The organism is Kitasatospora setae KM-6054, assembly GCF_000269985.1.
In the GTDB taxonomy this organism is placed as follows: Bacteria; Actinomycetota; Actinomycetes; order Streptomycetales; family Streptomycetaceae; genus Kitasatospora; species Kitasatospora setae.
In genome coordinates this window covers 7,246,148-7,266,750 of record NC_016109.1, presented here as the reverse complement: position 1 = coordinate 7,266,750, position 20,603 = coordinate 7,246,148, and the positions used below count along the sequence as shown (strand labels likewise).

Annotated in this window: 13 protein-coding genes; 8 read left to right on the top strand and 5 right to left on the bottom strand. The window is 76.2% G+C overall.

The annotated features are described in order from the left end of the window. The first annotated feature begins 500 nt into the window (after nt 1-500). From KSE_RS31970 to KSE_RS31960, 3 genes are all read left to right on the top strand, one after another. Entirely contained in the window at nt 501-1,145 is a 645-nt protein-coding gene (locus KSE_RS31970; RefSeq protein WP_014139524.1) for a GTP cyclohydrolase II, read from the top strand. 410 nt (nt 1,146-1,555) lie between these two features. After that, nucleotides 1,556-4,375 carry an HAD family hydrolase gene (locus KSE_RS38980; protein WP_051055470.1) on the top strand — a complete coding sequence of 940 codons (2,820 nt, stop codon included), beginning with the start codon at nt 1,556-1,558 and terminating at the stop codon, nt 4,373-4,375. Next, nucleotides 4,372-5,439 carry a phosphotransferase gene (locus KSE_RS31960; RefSeq protein ID WP_014139522.1) on the top strand — a complete coding sequence of 356 codons (1,068 nt, stop codon included), beginning with the start codon at nt 4,372-4,374 and terminating at the stop codon, nt 5,437-5,439. The genes KSE_RS38980 and KSE_RS31960 overlap by 4 nt, the downstream gene beginning before the upstream one ends. Nucleotides 5,440-5,866: 427 nt before the next feature. Here KSE_RS31960 and KSE_RS31955 read toward each other — a convergent pair whose 3' ends face one another. The 3 genes from KSE_RS31955 to KSE_RS31945 all read right to left on the bottom strand — a co-directional run bounded on the left by KSE_RS31955 (nt 5,867) and on the right by KSE_RS31945 (nt 11,338). Continuing rightward, a complete protein-coding gene (locus KSE_RS31955) occupies nt 5,867-8,047 on the bottom strand; it encodes a putative bifunctional diguanylate cyclase/phosphodiesterase (RefSeq protein ID WP_014139521.1) in 2,181 nt (726 codons plus the stop codon). Between the two features lie 47 nt (nt 8,048-8,094). Next, nucleotides 8,095-8,901, bottom strand: a complete 807-nt coding sequence (locus tag KSE_RS31950; RefSeq protein WP_014139520.1) for an SAM-dependent methyltransferase — start codon at nt 8,899-8,901, stop codon at nt 8,095-8,097. Nucleotides 8,902-9,178: 277 nt separating this feature from the next. Next, nucleotides 9,179-11,338, bottom strand: a complete 2,160-nt coding sequence (locus tag KSE_RS31945; protein ID WP_231873251.1) for a glycoside hydrolase family 6 protein — start codon at nt 11,336-11,338, stop codon at nt 9,179-9,181. 684 nt (nt 11,339-12,022) lie between these two features. On the opposite strand from KSE_RS31945, the gene KSE_RS31940 reads away from it, so the two are divergent. Beyond that, the gene (locus tag KSE_RS31940) at nt 12,023-13,231 is read left to right on the top strand and encodes a DNA glycosylase AlkZ-like family protein (RefSeq protein WP_014139518.1); all 1,209 of its coding nucleotides are present in this window, start codon (nt 12,023-12,025) and stop codon (nt 13,229-13,231) included. A 74-nt stretch (nt 13,232-13,305) separates the two neighbouring features. Next, nucleotides 13,306-13,869: an SMI1/KNR4 family protein gene (locus KSE_RS31935; RefSeq protein ID WP_014139517.1), complete on the top strand. Its 564-nt coding sequence runs from the start codon at nt 13,306-13,308 to the stop codon at nt 13,867-13,869. Nucleotides 13,870-13,925: 56 nt separating this feature from the next. Here the strand turns inward: KSE_RS31935 and KSE_RS31930 are convergent, their stop codons facing one another. Together KSE_RS31930 and KSE_RS31925 are read right to left on the bottom strand one after the other, a co-directional pair. After that, nucleotides 13,926-14,837, bottom strand: coding sequence for a hypothetical protein (locus tag KSE_RS31930; RefSeq protein WP_231873250.1), 912 nt, complete (start codon nt 14,835-14,837; stop codon nt 13,926-13,928). Nucleotides 14,838-15,231: 394 nt separating this feature from the next. Next, a complete protein-coding gene (locus KSE_RS31925; RefSeq protein WP_014139515.1) occupies nt 15,232-15,705 on the bottom strand; it encodes a DIP1984 family protein in 474 nt (157 codons plus the stop codon). Nucleotides 15,706-16,162: 457 nt separating this feature from the next. Between KSE_RS31925 and KSE_RS46010 the strand changes: the two genes are divergently transcribed. The 3 genes from KSE_RS46010 to egtA all read left to right on the top strand — a co-directional run bounded on the left by KSE_RS46010 (nt 16,163) and on the right by egtA (nt 20,593). Further along, nucleotides 16,163-17,926 carry a methyltransferase gene (locus KSE_RS46010; RefSeq protein WP_014139514.1) on the top strand — a complete coding sequence of 588 codons (1,764 nt, stop codon included), beginning with the start codon at nt 16,163-16,165 and terminating at the stop codon, nt 17,924-17,926. A gap of 115 nt (nt 17,927-18,041) precedes the next feature. Continuing rightward, nucleotides 18,042-19,148, top strand: a complete 1,107-nt coding sequence (locus KSE_RS31915) for an aminotransferase class I/II-fold pyridoxal phosphate-dependent enzyme (protein WP_014139513.1) — start codon at nt 18,042-18,044, stop codon at nt 19,146-19,148. 143 nt (nt 19,149-19,291) lie between these two features. Then, a complete protein-coding gene (gene egtA / locus KSE_RS31910; protein WP_051055467.1) occupies nt 19,292-20,593 on the top strand; it encodes an ergothioneine biosynthesis glutamate--cysteine ligase EgtA in 1,302 nt (433 codons plus the stop codon). Nucleotides 20,594-20,603: the final 10 nt, after the last annotated feature.

Below are 20,603 nucleotides of genomic sequence, written 5' to 3'. Positions count from 1 at the left end.
GTACCTGTGCCCGGCCCAGGAACGGCCACCCGGGGTGACCACCACCCTCGACGAGGAGACGGAGGCGGCCGAACTCGCCACCGCGGCCGTGCGGGAGCCACCGCGGCCGTGCGGGAGCCACCGCGGCGGGCCGGAGACCCCCGCCGTTCCGGTCGTGGCCGACGGCCTCTCCCACCCGGAGCGGATCACCACCGAAACGACCGACCTGCCCGAGCGGTCGGTCCGGGCCGCGGTGACGGGGCCCGGCCGGCGACGGGACACGGCCGGCGACGGGACACGGCCGTCTGCACCCGACCAGCCACGGTGCGGAAGACCGGCCTCGGTCAGGTCGGGGATCGCGGACGCGGGGCATGCAGGCGGATCCGCCCCGGTGGCCGCCGCGTCCAGGGCCCCGGCGGGCATCCACACGATTGTTGTTCAAATTCGAATCAGTGTGTAGGGTCGCCGCAGGGCGTAGTTCAAATTGGAACTACAGCTAGATCGAACGAGTGGAGCAGCCGATGACCGCGACCGTGATCCCCGAGGCGACGGTCCGCACCCGCGTACGCGTCCCGCTGCACTTCGGCGACGGCTACTCCGTCGACTCCGAACTGGTCACCTTCCACGGCCTCGCCGACGGCCTGGAACACCTCGCCGTGGTCCTCGGCAACCCCTCCGCCACCCCGGTCCCGCTGGTCCGCCTGCACTCCGAGTGCCTCACCGGCGACGTCTTCGGCTCCGCCCGCTGCGACTGCGGCCCCCAGCTGCGCGAGGCCGTCGAGAAGATCACGGAACACGGCGGCTACCTGCTCTACCTGCGCCAGGAGGGCCGCGGCATCGGCCTCTACAACAAGCTGGACGCCTACCGCCTGCAAGACCTCGGGCACGACACGTACGCCGCGAACACCGCCCTCGGCCTCCCCGAGGACGCCCGCGACTACACCGCCGCCGCCCAGATGCTCACCGCCCTCGACGCCACCGCGGTCGACCTGCTCTCCAACAACCCGGACAAGTCAGGCCAGCTCCAGGCACTCGGGATCCAGGTGCACAACCGCGTCCCCACCGGCGCCCACACCACCCCGCACAACCTCACCTACCTGCGCACCAAAGTCCGCGGCACCACCGACCTCCCCGCCCACGACCTCCTCGCCAGCCGCATCGCCTGACGGGCCCGGCACACCAAGGGACACCACCTCGATCGCGAGCTCCTCAGCGACAACCCCAGCCCACCTCGCCCCTGCGGCAATGCCGGCTCTTCGGCCCGGACCCTTCCCCCCCCCCGCGGAGCGGGCCGTCGTCGGCGAGGCAGGAGCGTGGCGCGGCCGCCATCAGGTCCTCGCCGTCGATCCTGAGCCGCAGCTCGGTGGGGCGGCAGCTCAGCGGTACGGCAGTGCGGCGGGGCGGCGGTCGGGGGCCGGTCTTCGATCTCCGGCCGGTTGGGCACCGGCCCGGCCACCGGGCGTGGTCGGGCGGGTACGGGGCGGGGTCCGCGTTGCGCGGGGGGCGGGACGGGCGGACGGTGGGGGTAGTCCCCGTTCGGCAGTCCGCCCTTCCCCTCCGCTTCCCGGAGCGCGCCATGTCCCCCAGGCCAGCCAGCGCCGCGGGCCCCGGCGAGCCGCCGCCGCAGGCTCGCGCCGGCCCGGTCCGGCCGGCGGATCCGCGCGCGACGGTCGCCGAGCTGGCCGGGGAGCTGGGCACGACGGCGCGGGCGGGCGATCCGCTGGACGCGTTCCTGGCCGCGGCGGGCATGCTGCAGGCCGCCGAGGACCGGCTCGCGGGCGGTCGGACGGTGCCCGGGCGGCTCGTCCGGCACCTGCGGGAGGGCGGCGGCAGTGGCGGCGGCCCGGTCGGCGCCGCGTTCGACCGGACGGCGGCCGCGCTCGCCGCCCGCGCTCCCGCGCTGCGCCCGGCGGCCCTCTGGACGCGCCTGGTCGCCGACGCCGTCGACGACCTGGCCGCCCTGGTGCTGCGCCCCGCGCCGCTCCCCTCCGCCCTGTACCGGCGCCTGGACCGGCTGGCCGCGCGGCTGACGGGCACCCCGGTGCTGCGCCGGGTGCTCGGGTCGGCGGTGCGCCGACCGCCGTCCTGCTTCTGCGGGTTCGACCAGTACCCGGACGACCTGGCCGAGTTGGCCCGCCGCTTCGACGCGGCCCGGCCGCTGCCCGCCGACCTGCCGCTGCTGGTGGTCGGGGTGCGGACCTCCGGCAGCTACCTGGGCCCGCTGCTGGCGGCCGCGCTGCGGCAGGCCGGGCACCGGGCCGTGACGGCCGCCACCGTACGCCCCGGGCAGGCCGTACTGGCGGGCCGGGAACGGGAGTTGGCATGGTTGCTGGCGGCCGGCGGGCAGGCCCTGGTGGTGGACGAGCCGCCGGTGACGGGAGGTTCGCCGGCCCGGGTCGCGACCGGCCTGTGTGCCCGGGGCTTCCCGGCCGGCGCGGTGAGCGTGCTGGTCGCGGTCGCGCGCGAAGCCCCGGCGCTGCCCCCGCACCTGGTCGTCGCGCTGCCCGAACCCGACTGGCGGGTGCGGCGGTTGACCGCGCCGGACGCGTTGGAGGCGCTGGTCCGCCGGAGCGTCCCGGGCGCCGCCGACTGGCCGCGCGTCGAGGTCGGCCCGGTCCGTTCCCCCGGGCGCGGCCTGCACCGCTCGGCCCCGGTGACCGGCCATCCGGCGGGCGGGCCGCCCGTCCCGCTGCGGGTGGAGACCGTCGGCCTGGGGGCGTTGGGCCGCCGGGCCGCCGACTACGCTGCCCTGCTGCCCGGCCTGGTGCCCGAAGTCCTGGCCATCGAGGGCGGGTTGATGATCCGCCGGGAACTGCCCACCGGTGTACCGGCGTTGACGGAGGCAGACCCCGCCGAAGCCGCCGAGACCGTTCCGGCGGAGGCTGCGGCCCGCTATGTGGCCGCCCGGCAACGGGTGTTGGCCGTCGGCGTGGACCGCAGCGGGCGGCCGGCCGGACGCGGGGCGGTCCGGGAGGAGGCCGGGCGGCTGTTCGCGCCGCTGTTCGGCCGCGCCGCGACCGTGCTGCGCCCGCTGCTCGCCGACCCGGTCGCCCGCCGGCTCACCCGCGCCGCCCGGCCGTACCTGGTGGACGGCCGCACCTCGGCCGGGCGCTGGACCGGGCGGGACGGGCGGTGGGTGAAGACCGACTGGGCGGAGGGCGCGTTCGGCCCCCTGGACCTGGCGAGCTACGACGCGGCGTGGGACCTGGCGGGCCTGGCCGGTTCGCCGGCCGCGCTGGAACCGCCCGAGCGGGCCGACCGGGCCGACCGGGCCGCCGAGGTCCGCCCCGCGTACGAGCGGCTCACCGGGGAGCGGATCGGCGCGGCCCGCTGGTGCCTGGCCCGGCTGGTGCGGGCCGGGCACGGCGGGGCCGACGGCCCGGCCGAACGGAACGCCCGCAGACGGGAGTTGTCGCAGGCGGTGCAGGAGTTCCTGGCCGAGGAGTACCTGGCCGGCCTGCCGGCGGCCGGGCCCCGGGACGGGCCGGGCGCGGGGTGGTGCGTGCTGGAGGTGGACGGCGTGCTGGAGACCGATCCGCTGGGCTTCCCGGCCGGTTCGCCGCTCGGGATGCTCGCGCTGCGGGCGCTGCGGGCGCACGGGTTCCGCCCGCTGCTGGCGACCGGCCGCTCGCTGCCCGAACTCCGGGACCGCTGCCGCGCCTACGGGTTGGCGGGCGGCGCGGCCGAGTACGGGGCGGTGGCGCACCTGCCGGGCCGGGAGCCGCTGCCGGTCGCCGACCGCGACGGGGCCGAAGTGCGGGCACTGGTGGGCCAGTCGGCGGACCTGGCGGTCGATCCACTGGCCCGCTGGACCACCCGGGTGTCCCGGCGGCAGCCGGACGGGCGGTACACCGGGCTGGACGGGCGGACGGCCGGGCGGATCGCCGCCGCGACTGGCACCATGCCGATCGCGGGCGAGCAGCAGAGCGACTTCCTGCCGCCGGGGGCCGGAAAGGTCGCCGGAGTGCGGGCGCTGCTGGCCGAGTTGGGCGATCCGGGAGCGGTCCCGGTGTTCGCGGTGGGCGGCGGCCCGGCCGACCTGGAGCTGCTCCAGTGGGCCCGGCACGGCGCGGCGCCCGCCCAGGCGCCGGCCGAACTCCGCGCCGTGGCACGGTTCTCCGCCTCCCCCTACCAGGCCGGCCTCGCCCAGGCGGTCGCCGGACTGCTGGGCCACCGCCCGGGCGGCTGCGCCCGCTGCCGCCCGCCCCGGCCGTCACCGGCCGGCCGGGCGCTGCTGGCACTGCTGGCCGTACCGGAGGCGGGGCGGGCCGGCCGGCCCGCCCGACTGGCCGAACTCGCCTACCGGGCAGCCTGGTTGGCGTCCGCTGGGGAACAACGGGGGGCCGGGGAGCGGGAGGCCGGGGAACGGGGGGCCGGGGAGCGGGGCGGCGGATGACCGGCCGGGTGCCCGTGCGCGAGCTGCTGGGGGTGCGGGAGGTCGCGGGCGGGCTGCTGCTGGTGCCGCCGGGGGTGGCGGGCCGGGCGGCGGACGAGCTGCGACTGCGCTGGGCGGGGCGGGAGTTGGGGCGCGGCCGGTGGGAGGCGGTGGCGCGGGGCTGCTCGGACGTGCTGGTGGCGCGCCGGCGGTCGGCCGGCGGTGGGCCGCCGGTGCTGGTGAAGTGCCCGCGCACCGGGGAGGCGGTGCGGGCGCTGGTCCGCGAGCGGGACGCGGTGGCGGTGCTCGGCGCGCAGCTGGCCCCGTCGGGGCTCCGGGAGTTGCTGCCGCAGACCCTCGACTCGCGCCTCGGCGCCCGCCCGCCGGTACTGGTGCAGGGCGTGCTGCCGGGCCTGCCGGGCGACGTGCTGCTGGCCCGCCGGCCCGGACTGTCGGCCGCGCTGACCGCGTCCGCGTTCGCCGTGCTGGACGAAGTGCGCGGCGCCACCGGCGGTTCGAGCCGGGACGGGCGGCTGGTGGACGGCTGGCTGGGCCACCGGCTGGCGGTGCTCTCGGACCGGGTCCGCTGGTGCCGGGGCGCGGAGGGCACCGCCGGACTGCTGGCCCTGCGGGCGCTGCTGCGCAGCGAGTTGACCGGCCGCCCGGTCGAAGTGGCGTGGACGCACGGGGACTTCACCCCGGGCAACCTGCTGGTCCGCGAGCCCGGCCCGCACCCGCTCGCCGACCCGTCCCGAACCACCGGCTCGCCGGAGATCACCGGTGTGGTCGACTGGGCGGACGCGCTGGCCGACGGCCCGGCGGTGGTCGACCGGGCGAGCTTCGCGCTGGCGCTGGGCCGGCTGCTGGACGGCCGCTCCTGGGGCGCGCAGACCGTCCAGGCCCTGCGCGCGGGCGTGCTGCACCGCCCGGAGACCGGCGGGATCCCGCTGTCCGGCGCCCTGTTGGCGTGGCTCTGGCACGTCTCGGGCAACCTGGAGAAGTCCCGCCGGCTCGCCCGCAACCGGCACTGGCTGCGCGAGGTCCTCGTCCCGGTCCTGCGCGAGCTGGCCGGCACGGCGGGGTGAAGGGGGCCGGAGCGCCACGCGTCCGGGCGGCCGGGGGCGGCGGTCGGGTGGCGCGTTCGCGGGTGCGGGTGGCGCGTTCGCGGGTGCGGGTGCGGGTCTGCTGCGGGAGGGTGTGGCCGGCGGTGTGCGGGGCGCGGTCGCAGGTGTCCGGGGCACGCCGGGCGGGCGCCGGCAGCAAGACCGACCTGGCCGGCTACGACGCGTCGGTGCCCGAGCGGCGCTGGAAGCTGGACGCAGAACGACAGCGGCACGCTGACCTTCACCTGCCAGGCGACCGGGCGCGTCCTCGGCGCCGACAAGACCCAGCGCTGGGCCGTCCTGCCGTAGGCGGATGCCGCCCGCCGCGGGCCGTCCCGGCGAGCGGCGGCGGCCAGCGAGCGGCGGCGACGGGCGCCCGTTTCGTCCCGTTCCGTGGTGGAGAAAGGTTTCAGCTCTCGTCGTCGAAGCCGGGTTCGGACGCGGCCTCCGGGTCGGTCTCGACGATCCGGCGGGCGATCTCGGCGGGGCGGACGGGACGGCCGAAGTGCCAGCCCTGGGCGAGGTCGCAGCCCATCAGGCGGAGGCGTTCGGCGTCGGCGCGGCTCTCCACGCCCTCGGCGGTGACGGTCAGGCCCAGGGTGTGGGCGAGCGAGACCAGGCCGCTGACGATCCGCCAGCCGAGGTGGGTGTCCTTGGCGGGGTCGTGCAGGTCGCCGACGAAGGAGCCGGCGATCTTGAGGTTGGAGACGGGCAGGTCGCGCAGGTAGGCCAGGTTGGACCAGCCGGTGCCGAAGTCGTCGACGGCCAGCGAGACGCCGAGGTCGACCAGGGCGTGCAGGGCCTTGAGCGACTCGTCCTCGGGGCCGACCACGGTCGACTCGGTGATCTCCAGTTGCAGCATGGACGGGTCGAGGCCGGTGCTGCGCAGGGTGCGTTCGACGTCACCGACCAGGCCGGCGCTGCGGGCCTGCCGGACGGCCAGGTTGACGCTCAGCCGGGGCGCCCGCTCGCCGAACCGGGCGACCCAGTCGGCGGCCTGCTCGCAGGCCTGCTCCAGCACCCAGCGGCCGAGCGGCATGATCAGCCCGGTCTCCTCGGCGACGCCGACGAACTCCTCCGGGCCGAGCACCCCGAGCTGCGGGTGCCGCCAGCGCACCAGCGCCTCGACGCCGGTCATCGTGCCGGAGGAGAGGTCGACCATCGGCTGGTAGTCGATGAAGAACTCGCCGCGGTCGAGCGCGGCGGGCATCCGCACCGAGACGGCGTACCGGCTGACGGCGCGCGCGTTCTCCTTCGGGTCGAACAGCGTCCAGCGGCCGCGCCCGGCCTCCTTGGCGCGGTACAGCGTGAGGTCGGCGGCCCGGACGGCGGCGCCGGGCGTGGTGCTGGCGATCCGCCGCTCCAGCACGCCGACGCTGGCGCCGACGGCGAGCCGGTGGTCGCCGATCACCACGGGCTTGGTGAGCGCGGCGAGGACGGTCTTGGCGGCGGCCACCGCCTCCTGCTCGCCGCGGCAGTTCTCCAGCAGCACCACGAACTCGTCGCCGCCGAGCCGGGCCACCATGTGGCCGAGCGGGCTGAGCGCGTTCTCCAGCCGGCGGGCGACGATGGTCAGCAGCTGGTCGCCCATGTCGTGGCCGAGGCTGTCGTTGACGACCTTGAAGCCGTCCAGGTCGACGTAGCACAGGCCGAAGCGGGTGTCCGGCTCCGGCTCCTCGAAGATCTTCTCCAGCCGCTCGAAGAACGCGGCCCGGTTGGGCAGGCCGGTCAGCGGGTCGTGGGTGGCCTGGTGGCGCAGCCGCTCCTGGAGGCGGTAGCGCTCGGTGACGTCCTCCAGCATGGCGACCTGGTAGAGCGGGGCGCCGTCGTCGTCGCGGATCAGCGAGACGGTCAGGTGGGTCCAGACCACCTCGCCGTCGCGCCGGTAGTACGGCTTGTCGAACTGGAAGTACTCGCGCTTGCCGCTGATCAGCTCCTCGTACGCCTCCCAGACGCCGGGGGTGTCCTCGGGGTGGACCAGGTCGTCGACGCGCACGCCGGTCATGTCCTCGGGGCCGCCGCCGAAGATGTCGCCGAGGGCCCGGTTGACGGCCAGGATGTTGCCGTCGGTGTCGCCGAGGCCGATGCCGATCGCCGCGGACTCGAACAGGGCGCGGAACCGGGCCTCGGAGACCCGCAGCGCCTTCTCGACCTCCTGCCGGGCGGTGTCGGCGGCGAGCCGGATCGCCTCCTGCTCGCGCAGCGTGCGCTCGCGCAGGGCGGCCGCCCAGCCGGCCGCGAAGGCGCCGCTGAGGGCCGGGCCGCGGTCGTCGGGGACCGCCTGACGCTGGATCAACTGCACGGCGTCGGCCAGCAGTTGGGGGTCGGTGAACTGGTTGTCGATGAGCAGCGCGCCGACCTGTCCGGCCAGCTCGGGGCGGAACGGGTGCTCGGCAGCGGCCCGGCGCAGCAGTTCGGCGGTGCGGGCGATCAGCGGGTTCAGCACCCCGGGGCGGACCGCGGCGCCGTGCCCGGTGCGCAGCATCGCGGACCACGCGGCCCGGAAGCCGGCGGCGGCGGTGTCCGCGTCCGTCGTGCCCGCGTCCGCCACGCCCGCGCCCGTCACGCTCGGCAGCGCGGTGGCGTCCACGCCCGTGCCGCTCCCGTCGGGCGGTCCGACCGGGCCGGCTGACCCGGTCACGACAGGCGCCCGACTCCGGCCATGCCGGTCATCCGCTCGGGGTTCGGGCCGACCGATTCGGCGTCGTCGGGGCGCCACTGCGGCAGGTAGACGACGCCGGGCTCGACCAGCTCGTAGCCGTCGAAGAAGGCGGTGATCTGCTCGCGGCCGCGCATGGTGAGCGGGGTCGGGGTGGCGCGGTAGAGGCTCTGGTGGGAGCCGGCCTGGTCGGGGCGGCCCTCCAGGGAGGCGTGCGAGAGGATCAGCATGCTGCCGCTGGGCAGGGCCTCGCGGAGCTTGGCGAGGATCTTGGCGGGTTCGTCGGCGTCGGTGACGAAGTGCAGGACGGCGTTGAGGATGACGGCGACGGGTTCGCCGGGGGCGAGCAGCGCCTCGACCTCGGGGCGGGCGAGCAGGTCGTCGATGTTGCGCAGGTCCGCGTCGACGACCTGGCTGAGCGGGTCGTCGGCGAGGATCAGGCGGCTGTGCGCGACCGCGACGGGGTCCAGGTCGACGTAGACGACGCGCGCGTCGCCCTGGTACTCGCGGGCCACTTCGTGGACGGCGCCGAAGGTGGGGATGCCGGAGCCGATGTCCAGGTAGCGGGCGATGCCCTCCCCGGCGGCGAACTGGGTGGCGCGGCGCAGGAAGGCCCGGTTGGCGCGCATGATCATCGGGAGGTCGGGCCAGAGCTCGATCGCCTTGCGCGCCATCTGGCGGTCGACCTCGAAGTTGTGCGATCCGCCGAGGTAGTAGTCGTAGACCCGGGCGGCGTTCGGCTTGTCGAGGTCGGTCCCTGCGGGCACCCAGTTCGGACTCGCCATGACGGCACTCCCTCCGACGTGGCATTCGAAAATGGCAATAGTACACAAAGATCTTCCTACACTTCCGATCCCCCTTGCAAGCCACGGCGTCCGAACGGCGGCGTGGCGGGTCCCGGCCGGGCGGTTGGGCCCTCCCGCCGGAAAAGGGCGACCGCCCCCCTGCGGACTCTGCAGGGGGGCGGTGCCTCCGGGGGTGTTGCGCGGTGCGGATCCGGCCCGCGTCAGTCGGGCCGGGGCCGCGGCCGGTTTCCCGCGGCCGTGCCGACTCGGTTCCGGGTCAGCTGGTGGCGGTGCAGGTCAGGGTCGGGACGGCGTTGCTGCCGGAGTAGCTGCCGCCGAAGCCGAAGCTGGTGGTGCCGTTGGCGGCGACGGCGCCGTTGTAGCCGGCGTTGTTGACCGTCACGGACTGGCCGGACTGGCTGACGGTGCCGTTCCACAGGTTGGTGACCTGCTGGTTGCCCGCGAAGCTCCAGGTGACCTTCCAGGACTTGATCGCGGTGTTGCCCGCAGTCACGGTGACGTCGGCGTTGAAGCCCGCGCCCCAGTCGCTGCTGACCTTGTAGGTGGCGGTGCAGCCGGCGCCGCCGGTGCCGGTGCCGGCCTGGGTGGTGGCGGTGACGGCGGCGGCGGCGGAGAGGTTGCCGGCCGCGTCCTTGGCCTTGACGGTGTAGGCGTACGCGGTGGAGGCGGTCAGGCCGGTGTCGGTGTACGAGGTGCCGGTGACGGTGGCCACCAGGGTGCCGCCGCGGTACACGTTGTAGCCGGTCACGCCGACGTTGTCGGTGGAGGCCGACCAGGTCAGCGAGGCGCTGCTGGCGGTGGTGGTCGCCGCCAGGTTGCCCGGGGTGCTCGGCGGGGTGGTGTCACCGGTGGTGCCGCCGCTGGTGGTGACGCTGAGCGCCGCGGAGGCCGCCGAGACGTTGCCGGCCGCGTCCTTGGCCTTCACGGTGTACGAGTACGCGGTGGAGGCGGTCAGGCCGGTGTCGGTGAACGAGGTGTTGTTGGTGGACCCGATCAGGGTGCCGCCGCGGTACACGTCGTAGCCGGAGACGCCGACGTTGTCGGTGGAGGCGGTCCAGGTCAGCGCGACGCTGCTGGCGGTGGCGGTGCCCGCGAGGCCGGTCGGGGCGGTCGGGGCGGTGGTGTCCGCGGTGCCGGTGCCGAGCGCCGGGTAGGCGTTCTGCATCAGCTGCTGGAACTGGGCCGAGAACCAGTGACCCGCGAGCGGGGAGTTCGGCAGGGCGCCGGACATGTTGTTGTTGTTGCGCGCGTTGCCGGTGTAGGCCGGGTCGCACATCCCGTCCTGGCCCTTGCCCTCGTCGTTCGGGATGTACTGGCTCGCGCCGTCCGACTCACCCGGGGGCTTCACCCACACGTACGCGGCGATGCCGTCTTCGGGGGCCGCCTTCGGACGCTCGCCGAGACCCGCGCCGGACTGGTTGCACCAGTTGCCGGTCTGGAAGCGGCGGTCGATCCGGCCGCCGTCGACGTACGCGTCGACGGTGGTCTTCGGGCCCGGGCCGGCCGGGCGGGCGGCGCCGCCCCAGCCGTTGCGGGAGGTGTCGATCAGCATGCCGATGTTCGAGTTGAAGCCGGAGGCGATCGCCTTGGCGCGCCAGCCCTTGGCGAAGGACGCCTCGTCGACGTACTGGTTCCAGTCGACCCACTTGGACTGGCGGACCGTGGTGCCGTTCACCGAGTCACCGACGGTGAAGTTGGGCTCGTGCAGCGCGCCGTAGTTGGCGGTGTTGACGACGAAGCCCTGGACGTTGGCGAGCGTCGAACCGGACGCCTGCGCGGCCTGCTTGATGGTGTCGATGGCCGGCTGGAGGTTGGAGTCCCAGCCGAGCCAGCCGTGGTGGCCGGCGTCCACGTAGTTGTAGACGTTGGAGATCGCGCCGAGCTTGGCGAGCGCGTAACCGACGCCGTTGATGTAGTTGCCGTTGGCCTTCATGGTGTCGCACGCGGGAGTGGAGGTGGCGGTGCCGCCCGCGTTGGTGACCAGGTTCGGCAGCGAGTCGAGCTCGATCGTGGTGACGATCCGCAGGCTCGCGTAGGCCGGGTCGGCCAGGATCGCGGCGATCGGGTCGATGAACTCGCTCTTGTAGCGCGGCAGGTCGGTGGGGCCGAGCTCGCCGTTCGAGGAGAGGGCGGCGCAGTCGCGGCCCGGCAGGTCGTAGATGACGACCTGGAACACGTACGGCTTGCCGGCGGCCTGCTGCACCGCGGCGTTCAGGTGGGCGCGCAGGCCCATGCCGCCGTTGACGCCGTTGATGGCGGCGATGCGGTCCAGCCAGACGAAGGTCGGCTGGTTGGAGACCGCCGAACCGCCCGGCTCGGCGGCGGCGTTGGCGGACCACTCGGGGTTCACGTAGACCCCGGCGCCGACGAAGGGGTTGTCCACGCGGGTCGCCGCGTGGGCGGCGGTGGTCGACATCGCAAGGGGGGCGATCGTGGCGGCGCTGAGCACCACGGCCGCAGCCGCCGTCCGGAGACGGCGCGTCAGGTTCGACGACACGGTAAGGGAGTCCTTTCGGGTGGGGGACGGACTCGATGGAGGCGCTCCTGGCAATGGGAGCGCTCCCATACTTGGCCCGCTCTGAGTTCAACTCAGCTCGGGGACAACCGATATGAAGCCATGACCTCGAACTCCCGTCAAGGAGTTCGACAGAAACCGTGGGAGCGCTCCCGCAGACTCGGATGGACGCCGCCCGTAGACGGGCGGCCGCCCGGTCCGGGGCCACTGCGGGCGCATCGCGGGCGCCCCGCGCGCGCCTCGCGGGTGCGCGCGGTAGGCCGCCACCGGCCCACCACCGACCGGCCGCCGACCGGCTGGGCGCTGGTACCGGCAGCGCCCGGCCGCCTCGTCCCGTCGATCCGACGTCACATCAACCGACCTTCTAGACAGGTGAGTTGGAGCAGCCTCCGCAGACCCCGGGCCTCGTCCGCCATCCGCCCGGCCGCCCAGCCGCGCACCCCGGCCATCGCCCCGGACCGGCGGCCGCCGTTCCGCGAAACTTTCACGGACCGCCGCGCCACGAGGCGTCCGGAACCCGGAACGGGCCCGCCGGGGCGGGCCGCGTGGCAGGCTGGCCCGGCCCCGACCCCTTGGAGGAACCGCGTGTCCGCCCGCCCCGCCTTCGACGACGACCAGCGCCGCGCCCGGCTCGCCCACCGGCACCTGCTCGCCCCCGGCGGCGGTGCCGACCGGGCGGAGCAGGTGGTGGACGCCCTGGTCGCCGTGCACGCCACCGACCCCGCCACGGTCTTCCTCGCCGTCGCGGCCCGGCTCACCGCCCCCGGCATCGCCGACACCGAGCGCGCCCTGTACGCCGACGGCACCGTGCTGCGCCGGCACGGCATGCGCAAGACCCTGTTCACCGTCCCGGCCGGCCTCGCCCCGGCGCTGTACGCCTCGACCACCGCGAAGACCGTCGCCGCCGAACGCACCCGCCTGCTCCGGGACTTCGCCGCCACCGGCCGGGACGCCGCCTGGACCGCCCGCGCCCAGGCCGACGTCATCGCCGCGCTGGACGCCGCGCTCGCCGGCTCCCCTGGCTCCCCCGGCTCTTCCGGCTCTTCCGACGGCCTGACTGGAAGCCAACTCGGGGAGCTGGTACCGCAGTTGCGCGAGACCCTCGACTACGGCAACGGCGTCACCCAGCCGGTGGGCATGCGGCTGCTGCGGCTGCTCGGCATGGAGGGCGCGCTGGTGCGCCGCCGCCCGCTCGGCGGCTGGACCAGCAGCCGACACCGCTGGGCGCCGGGGCCGCCCGTCCCGGCCGCCCCTTCCGCCGCCGAACGGGCGGCCGCCCAGGCCGAGTTGGCGCGGCACTGGCTGGCCTCCTACGGGCCCGCCACCGAGGACGACCTGGCCTGGTGGACCGGCTGGGGCGTCCGCGAGGTGCGCGCCGCGCTGGCCGCGCTGGCCGCCGTCGAGGTCGAACTCGACGGCGGCGCAGCCGGTTTCGTCCTCCCGGACGACCTCGAACCGGCGACCGCACCGGCACCCTGGGCGGCCCTGCTCCCGGCCCTCGACCCCAGCACGATGGGCTGGAAGCACCGCGACTGGTACCTCGCCCCCGAGCACCGCCCCGAGCTCACCGACCGCTCCGGCAACCTCGGCCCGACCGTCTGGTGGAACGGCCGCGTGATCGGTGGCTGGGCCCAACTCCCGGACGGCGAGCTGGCCTTCGAGCTGTTCACCGACCCCGGCCGGGCGGCCCGCGACGCCGTCACCGCCCGGGCCGCCGCCCTGCGCGCCGTCCTCGCCGACACCCGGGTCACCCCCCGCTTCCGCACCCCGCTCGAACGCCGCCTCACCGCGTGAGCGCCCGGGCCCGGAACCGGCGCCCGGAGCCGACGCCCGGAACCGGGCCCGGAGCCGGCCGGTACGGTTCGGGCATGAACACCGACACTCCCGCCCGGTACCAGCGCTGGGACGGCCCCGCCGTCCGTTCGCGCGTCGCCGCACTGGCCCTGGCGGACCCCGGGCACCGCCGGTTCGGCGCCGCCGGCCACGGCTACCGGCTGCACCCGCCGCTGCCGGAGGAGGCGATCCGCCGCTTCGAACGGGCGCACGGCATCGTCCTGCCCGCCGCCTACCGGGACTTCCTGGGCGCGGTCGCCGGCGGCGGAGCGGGGCCGGACCACGGGCTGCTGGGCCCGGCGGAGCAGGTCGACGAGGAGGAGGCCCTGTACGACCTGCGGGCCGAGTGCCTGCGCGACGGCTTCCTGGCCGCCCCGTTCCCGCACACCACCGCCCGGCCGGGGCCGGGCCTGGGCGGCGACGCCGACTACTCCGTCACGGGGTCGCTGGTGATCGGCGAGCAGGGCTGCGGCGCCTTCAGCCGCCTGGTGGTCACCGGCAGCGGCGCCGGGCAGGTCTGGACCGACGACCGCGTCTGGGGCGGCCTCACCCCCGGGCCGGACTTCGGCGCCTGGTACACCGCCTGGCTGGCCTCCTGACCGGCCCCGGACGGCGGAGGCGCCCGGGCCGGACGGCACGAACGGCGCGGGCCGGTTCACACCTCCAGGACGAACCACTGCCGGGCCGTCGGGCCGTGCAGGTAGAGCCGCCCGCCCCGGCCGACCGGCTTGGCGTAGCGCGTCAGGGGCGCGCCGTTGGGGAAGGTCAGCCGGGCCTCCTCGACCGGCACGGCCTCGTCCGCCGTCAGCCGCAGCCGGTGCAGCCGGTCGGCGCGCGCGGCGGCGCCCCGACTGCCGCCGCCGAGCAGGACGGCCTCGTCGCCGTGCACCGCGAGGCCGCGCGGCGCCCGGACCGGTGACCTGCGCAGCGTGGTCCGGCCGTCGGTGCGGGCCTCCAGCAGTGGGAAGGCCGGGTAGGAGCAGGCCCAGGCGGTGCCGTCCTCGACGTTGAGGGCGTAGACCGTGTCGATGTGCTGGACGCCGGGCGGGGGCGAGTAGCCCCACCGGTGGTTGCCGCCGCCGTCCCGGAGCACCAGGCCGTCGCTGCTGAGCGGGTCGCCGTAGACGCCCTCGTCGCCGTAGGCGAACCACAGGTGGTGGCGCCGGTCGGCCATCGCGAACTCGACGCAGCGGCCCGGCTCGAACCCGTGCCGCCGCCGCCCGCCCCGGCCGTGGACCTGTGCGTCCGGCTGCCCCGGCGCGCCGGGGCCGAGCAGCAGGAGGCGGCCGCCGGGCAGCGCCTCCAGTCGGGAGACCCGCAGGCCGAGCCCGTACAGGTGCTGCTCGCGGACCGCGCCGCCCGCGCCGTCGACGCTGACCAGCAGGGCGTCGTACGGGTGCCGCCGGGGTCGGGCGGCGAACCGCTCGTACCGGCCCGGGTCGGGTGCCGCCTCGGGGCCGATCAGCCAGAGCGCCCGCCCCCAGGCGTCCACGGTGGTGGCCAGCAGCCTCCGGTGGTCGTACTGCGCGGGCAGCAGCGCGTACGGGCGCAGTGCCACCTTCCTCACGGGATCACCTCGCGGGCGGACGGACGGGATCCGGCCATGGTCGCAGAGCGGCCGCGACCGGCCCGGGGAGGGTACGGGGACCGGGGAAGGCCCGGGCGGCGGGGTACGTGTCGGGAGCGGGGCGGACGTGCGCGAGGGCCGTGCCGGTGGTGGCACGGCCCTCGCGTCGGGTGTGGGGCGCCCCGTTCCCGCCCTCGTCGTCCGGATCTGCACATGGTGGTGAGGTGTGCGGTGTGCACCGTCACTTGTGCGCGGTGCTGGGCTGCACGGTGAGTGGGGAATCGAACCCCGGCGTTGCCCTTCACGCGCCAGTGGCCGGATGAACCGCCGGCCGCGGTCTGTGCACGCCTCCGTGGCGACTACCTGCTGTCCCACACCCGGCTGGTGGGGGAGGTCAGTCCTCGATCAGGTCGATCTCCCAGTTGGTGCGCTGGATCAGGGTGTCCACCTCGCGGATCTCCTTGGCCAGCTGGTCGGCCCGGGCGCGCAGTTCGGCGACCGGCAGGGCGGAGAGGATGCGGAGCTCGGACCTCAGCTGCCGGACGGCTCCGCCCTGGCCCCGGCCGGAGGCGGCGTCGGCGGCCGAGGTGAGCACCGAGTGGCGCAGCCGCAGGACGTCGCGGCGGGCGAGGGCGTCGGTGAGGGTGCCGCCGCCGTCGACCCGCGCGGTGGAGTTGGTCAGGTTGATCCGGCGGATCAGCAGTTCCAGCTGGTCCAAGGTCCGGTCGGCCTCGGCCAGGACCTCGGCGGCGTTCTCGGCGGGCTCCTCGCCCTCCTGGTGGCGGGCGCTGCCGACGACGCGCGCCCGCAGCTGCTCGACCTGCCGCGTCGCCGCGGCCCGCTCCGCGAGCGCTTCGGCCAGTTTCACCGTGCCGCCACCTCCACTGCTTCCACTGCTTCGGGTACTGCTGATCGTCGGGCCAGTATGCCGGGCGGGGCGGCCGGGCCGCTCCGGGTTTTCGTCCCGACCGCCGGCGCGCGGGCCGACCCCGTCCGACCCCGTCCGACAGCGGCGCCGGCGGCAGCGCGGCAAGGCGAACTCCGTGCTGCGGGACGGGCAGATATTCCCGGCCAAACGGGTGAATTCGGATGAATCCGCGCTCCGGCGGTGGCTAAGATCAACACGCCTGACCATCCGTCAGGTTTCTCCGGGGGAACGGTGCCCGTCGCATCCGCCTCCTCCGCGCCGTCGGGCTGCGCCCTTCCCCCATGCGGGCGCAGCACCGTCCCGTGACGCGTGCTCTCCCCTCCAGAAACGTTTCGCCCACGCATAACCCCCTGCTGCCCCCTCCCCCCGGTTCCCGCATCCCCGAGGACGCCCCACCATGACCACCACCGCCACCACCGCGCCCGCAACCGCCCCCGCCCCCGCACCCGCACCCGCACCCGGCGGCCTGACCGACGCGGAGCTGCTGCGGGCCGCCGCCGACCACGCCCGCCGCCACGACACCGCCGCCCTGTTACGGGCGCTGCTGCCGGGGTTGGACGGCGTGGAGCTGCGGGCGCTGACCGACCGCTGCCGGTTCGCGCACACCGCGCTGCTGGTCTTCCCGTCGGACGGCGCGGCGCTGGCGGGGATGCTGGCGGGGGCGGGGTTGGCGGTACGGGAGGCGCCGCGGCCGAGCACGGTGGTGCGGGAGCGGCTGGCGGCGCGGTACGGGCGGGACGCGGCGGGGCTGCCGGTCGGCATCCTGCGGCCGGCGGTGACGGGCGCGGACGGGGAGCCGCGGGTGGTGGAGGTGTTCGCGCTGACCGTCCCGCCGGGGTCGGGGCTGGCCGGGCTCGCCGCGCGCGAGCGGGTCGCGCAGCACGAGGCGCACCTGGGCTTCGAGGTGGTGCGGCCGGATCCGCTGGTGCTGCGCGGGCTGTGCGCGCTGCTGGACCGGCACGGCGCGCGGCCGGACGGCGGCGGCTACAACCCGCACGAGGACGGCACGGTGCTGTACTTCACGGTGCCCGCCGACTCGAAGGCGGGGTATCCGCGGATCGAGCTGTACGCGCCGGGCGACCACCGCGAGTTGCTGGCCGAGCACCTGGCGCGGCACCGGGCGGGTGAGCCGGCCGAGGTGCTGCTGCGGCAGTTGACGGGGGCGTGGACGACCCAGGCGCTGGCGGTGTTCGCCGAGTTGGGCCTGCCGGACGCGATGGATCCGCGGGTTCCGTGCGGGGTCGGGGAGTTGGCGGCCGCGGTGGGCGCGGACGAGGAGGCGCTGCGTTCGCTGCTGCGCTACCTGGCGATGCTGGGCGCGGTGCTGCCGGACGGCGGGGGCTACCGGCTGGCGCCGACCGGGGAGTTGCTGCGGGCGGGGGCGGCGGGTTCGCTGCGGCCGCTGGCGCTCCTGTACGCGGGGCCGTTCTACCGTTCGTTCGGGGAGTTGGCGGGGACGGTGCGGACCGGGCGGGTGGCCTTCGACGGGCTGTTCGGCGAGAACCACTTCGACCACTTCGCCCGCGATCCGGAGTTGGCGGAGCTGTTCGACCGTTCGATGGCGGCGAGTGCCCGGATGTTCGACCCGCTGCCCGCGCACCCGGCGGTCCGGGCGGCGGCGGCCGGGTCGACGCCGGCGGCGCCGCGGACGGTGGTCGATCTGGCGGGCGGGACGGGCGAGTTGCTGTCCCGGCTGCTGGCCGCGCACCCGGGGCTGCGCGGTGTCCTGCTGGAGCGGCCCCACGTGGCGGAGGCGGCACGGGTGTTCCTGGACGGTGCGGGCTGCGGCGAGCGGGTGGAGTGCCGGGCGGGCGGGTTCGCGGACGTGCCGGCGGGCGGCGACGTGTACCTGCTGTCGCGGGTGCTGCACGACTGGGACGACGAGCGCTGCCGGGAGATCCTCGGCCACCTCGCGGCCGTGATGCCCGCGCACGCCGAACTGCTGGTGGTGGAGCGCCTGTTGCCGGAGGACGGCACCCCGTCCCTGGCCACCGCCTGGGACCTGCACATGCGCTGCAACGTGGGCGGCCGGGAGCGCACCGCCGGGCACTACGCGCGCCTGTTCGCGGACGCGGGGCTGGAGTTGACCGGCCACGACCCGCTGCCGCTGGACGCGTACGTGCTGCGGGTGCGCAAGGCGGGTGCCGCAGCGGCCGGTTGAGGGCACCGGGGCCGGCCGGGGCCGGCGGGCCGTCGCGTCCGCCGGGCGGGGCGGCCCGTCGCGTCCTACCGTGGGGGGCGGTGCACGGCGGCGACGGCGGCGGAGGGAGCACGGGGTGTTCGAGCGGTTCTCGCGGGCGGGGACGGGCAGCGCGAAGTGGGCGCGGGCCGGGGCGGGGCGGATCGCGATGGGGGTGGCGGACATGGACCTGCCGGGGCCGCCGGCGGTGGGGGCGGCGCTGCGGGTGCGGGCGGGGCACCCGGCGTTCGGGTACCCGGTGGCGGAGGCGGCGGACCGGGCGCTGGTGGCCGACTGGTACCGGCGGCGGCACGGGGTGGAGGTGGACCCGGGCTGGGTGATGCTGCTGCCGTTCGCGCCGGGCACGGCGGTGCGGCTGCTGGTGGAGGCGGCGCGGCCGCTGCCGGGTCCGGCGGTGTTCGTGACGCCGGAGTGGGGCGGGTTCGCCCGGGTCTGCGGGGCGGCGGGGGTGGCCGTCCGGGAGCTGCCGCTGCTGGAGACCGGCGATCCGGCCGACCCGTACCGGCTGCCGCTGGCGGAGGTCGCGGCGGCCCGGCCGGGGCTGGTGCTGCTGAGCAGTCCGCACAATCCGAGCGGCCGGATCTGGTCGGCCGCGGAGGTCCGGGCGCTGGCGGCGGCGGCCGGGGCGGGGCTGCTGGTCTCGGACGAGGTGCACGGCGACCTGCGGCACCCGGACGCGGGGGCGGCGCATCCGGTGGCGGTGGCGGTGACCGGCGGGGCGGCGAACGTGGTGACGCTGAACTCGGTCGGCAAGACGTTCAACGTGTCGGGGCTGCCGAGCTGCTTCGCGCTGGTGCCGGACCCGGGGCTGCGGGAGCGGCTGACGGCGGTGATGGCGGGTTTCGGGCTGTGGGAAGGCGGACTGCTGGGGGCGGTGGCGCAGCGGGCGGCGCTGGCGGAGGGCGGGCCGTGGCTGGACGGCCTGCTGGCGCACCTGGTGCGGGCCCGGGAGCTGGCGGTGGCGGCGCTGGGCGGGGCGGTGCTGGCCCGGCCGCAGGCGTCGTACCTGCTCTGGCTGGACGGGTCGGGGCTCGGCAGCCGGGCGGAGGTGATCACCCGGTGTGACGTCGAGCTGGCGGACGGGGCGGATTTCGGAGTGGCCGGTTCCGGGCGCCTCCGGCTGAATTTCGCCCTGCCGCTGGACCGGCTGCGCACCGCGCTCACCCGCCTGACCTGCGAATAGGCGTTCGAGTCGGCATCGAGGTTTGCCCCGGAGCAGACTGAGCAGGAACAACCGGGCTCAAGTCGCGTACCGAGGGATGGTGAAACCCGGTGACATCCGTACGTCCGCAAGCGGCCGCTCCGGTCGAGGATCCGATACACAGCGTGACCGGTCGGGCGGAGTTGACCGAGGCGTCGGCCGAACGTCGGCTGGGCGCCATCTGCTTCAAGATCGGGCCGCCCGCGCTGGTCGGGGTGGAGACGGAGTGGTTCGTCCACGACGTCCGATGTCCGGGCGAACCGGTGGACCCAGGCCGGGTGGCGGCCGCGCTGGCGGCGCTTCCCGGCACGATCGATCCGGCCGATCCGGCCGGCGGCCCGGTGCTCCCGTCCGGGTCGAGACTGACGCGTGAACCCGGTGGGCAGGTCGAGCTCAGCTCCCCGCCCGCCGCCGACCCGGCCGACTGCGCGGCCGGACTGAGCGCCGACCAGGCGCTGCTGCGGGCGGCGCTGGCCGCCGAGGGCCTGCGGCTGACCGGCAGCGGCACCGACCCGCTGGACCGCGAGCGCCGGATGCTCGCCACCCACCCGCGCTACCGGGCGATGGAGCGGTACTTCGACCGCGGCGGCCCGTGGGGCCGGATCATGATGACGGGCACCGCCTCCGTCCAGGTCTGCGTGGACGCGGGCGGCGCGGGCGGCGCGGACGACTACGGGCGGCGCTGGCGGCTGACCCACGACCTGGGGCCGGTGCTGGTCGGCGCGTTCGCCAACTCGCCGCTGCTGGAGGGGCGTCCGACCGGCTGGAAGTCGACCCGGCAGCTGGTCTGGTCCCGGATGGACCCCTCCCGCACGCTGGCCCCGCCGCCCACCGCCGACCCGCGCACCGCCTGGACGGACTACGTGCTGGACGCGGCGCTGCTGTGCGTGCGCCGCCCGGACGGGCTGCCCTGGGACGCGCCGGCCGGGCTGACCTTCCGCGACTGGCTGCGCGGCGCGGGCGAGCGGCCGCCCACCGTCGCCGACCTGGACTACCACCGCACCACGCTGTTCCCGCCGGTGCGCCCGCGCGGCCACCTGGAACTGCGGATGATCGACGCCCAGCCCGGCGAGGGCTGGCGGGTGCCGCTGGCGCTGGTCAGCGCGCTGCTGGACGACCCGCGGGCCGCCGACGAGGCCCGGGAGGCGCTGGAGCGGCTCGGCCACGCGGGCAGCCGCGCCCCGCGCTCGGGCCTGTGGCGGCGGGCCGCCGCGCTCGGGATGGCCGACCCTGACCTGCGCCGGGCCGCCCTGCTCTGCTTCGCGGCCGCCGAGCGGGCGCTGGCCCGCCGGGGCAGCGGGCTGCGGGCCGGCCTGGTCGAGTTCGCCGAGCGCTACCCGGCGCGCGGCCGCTGCCCGGCCGACGACCAACTGGCCGCGCTGCGCGGCGGCGGCGCCCCGGCCCTCCAGGAGGACGCCCCGTGCTGACCGCCGCCGC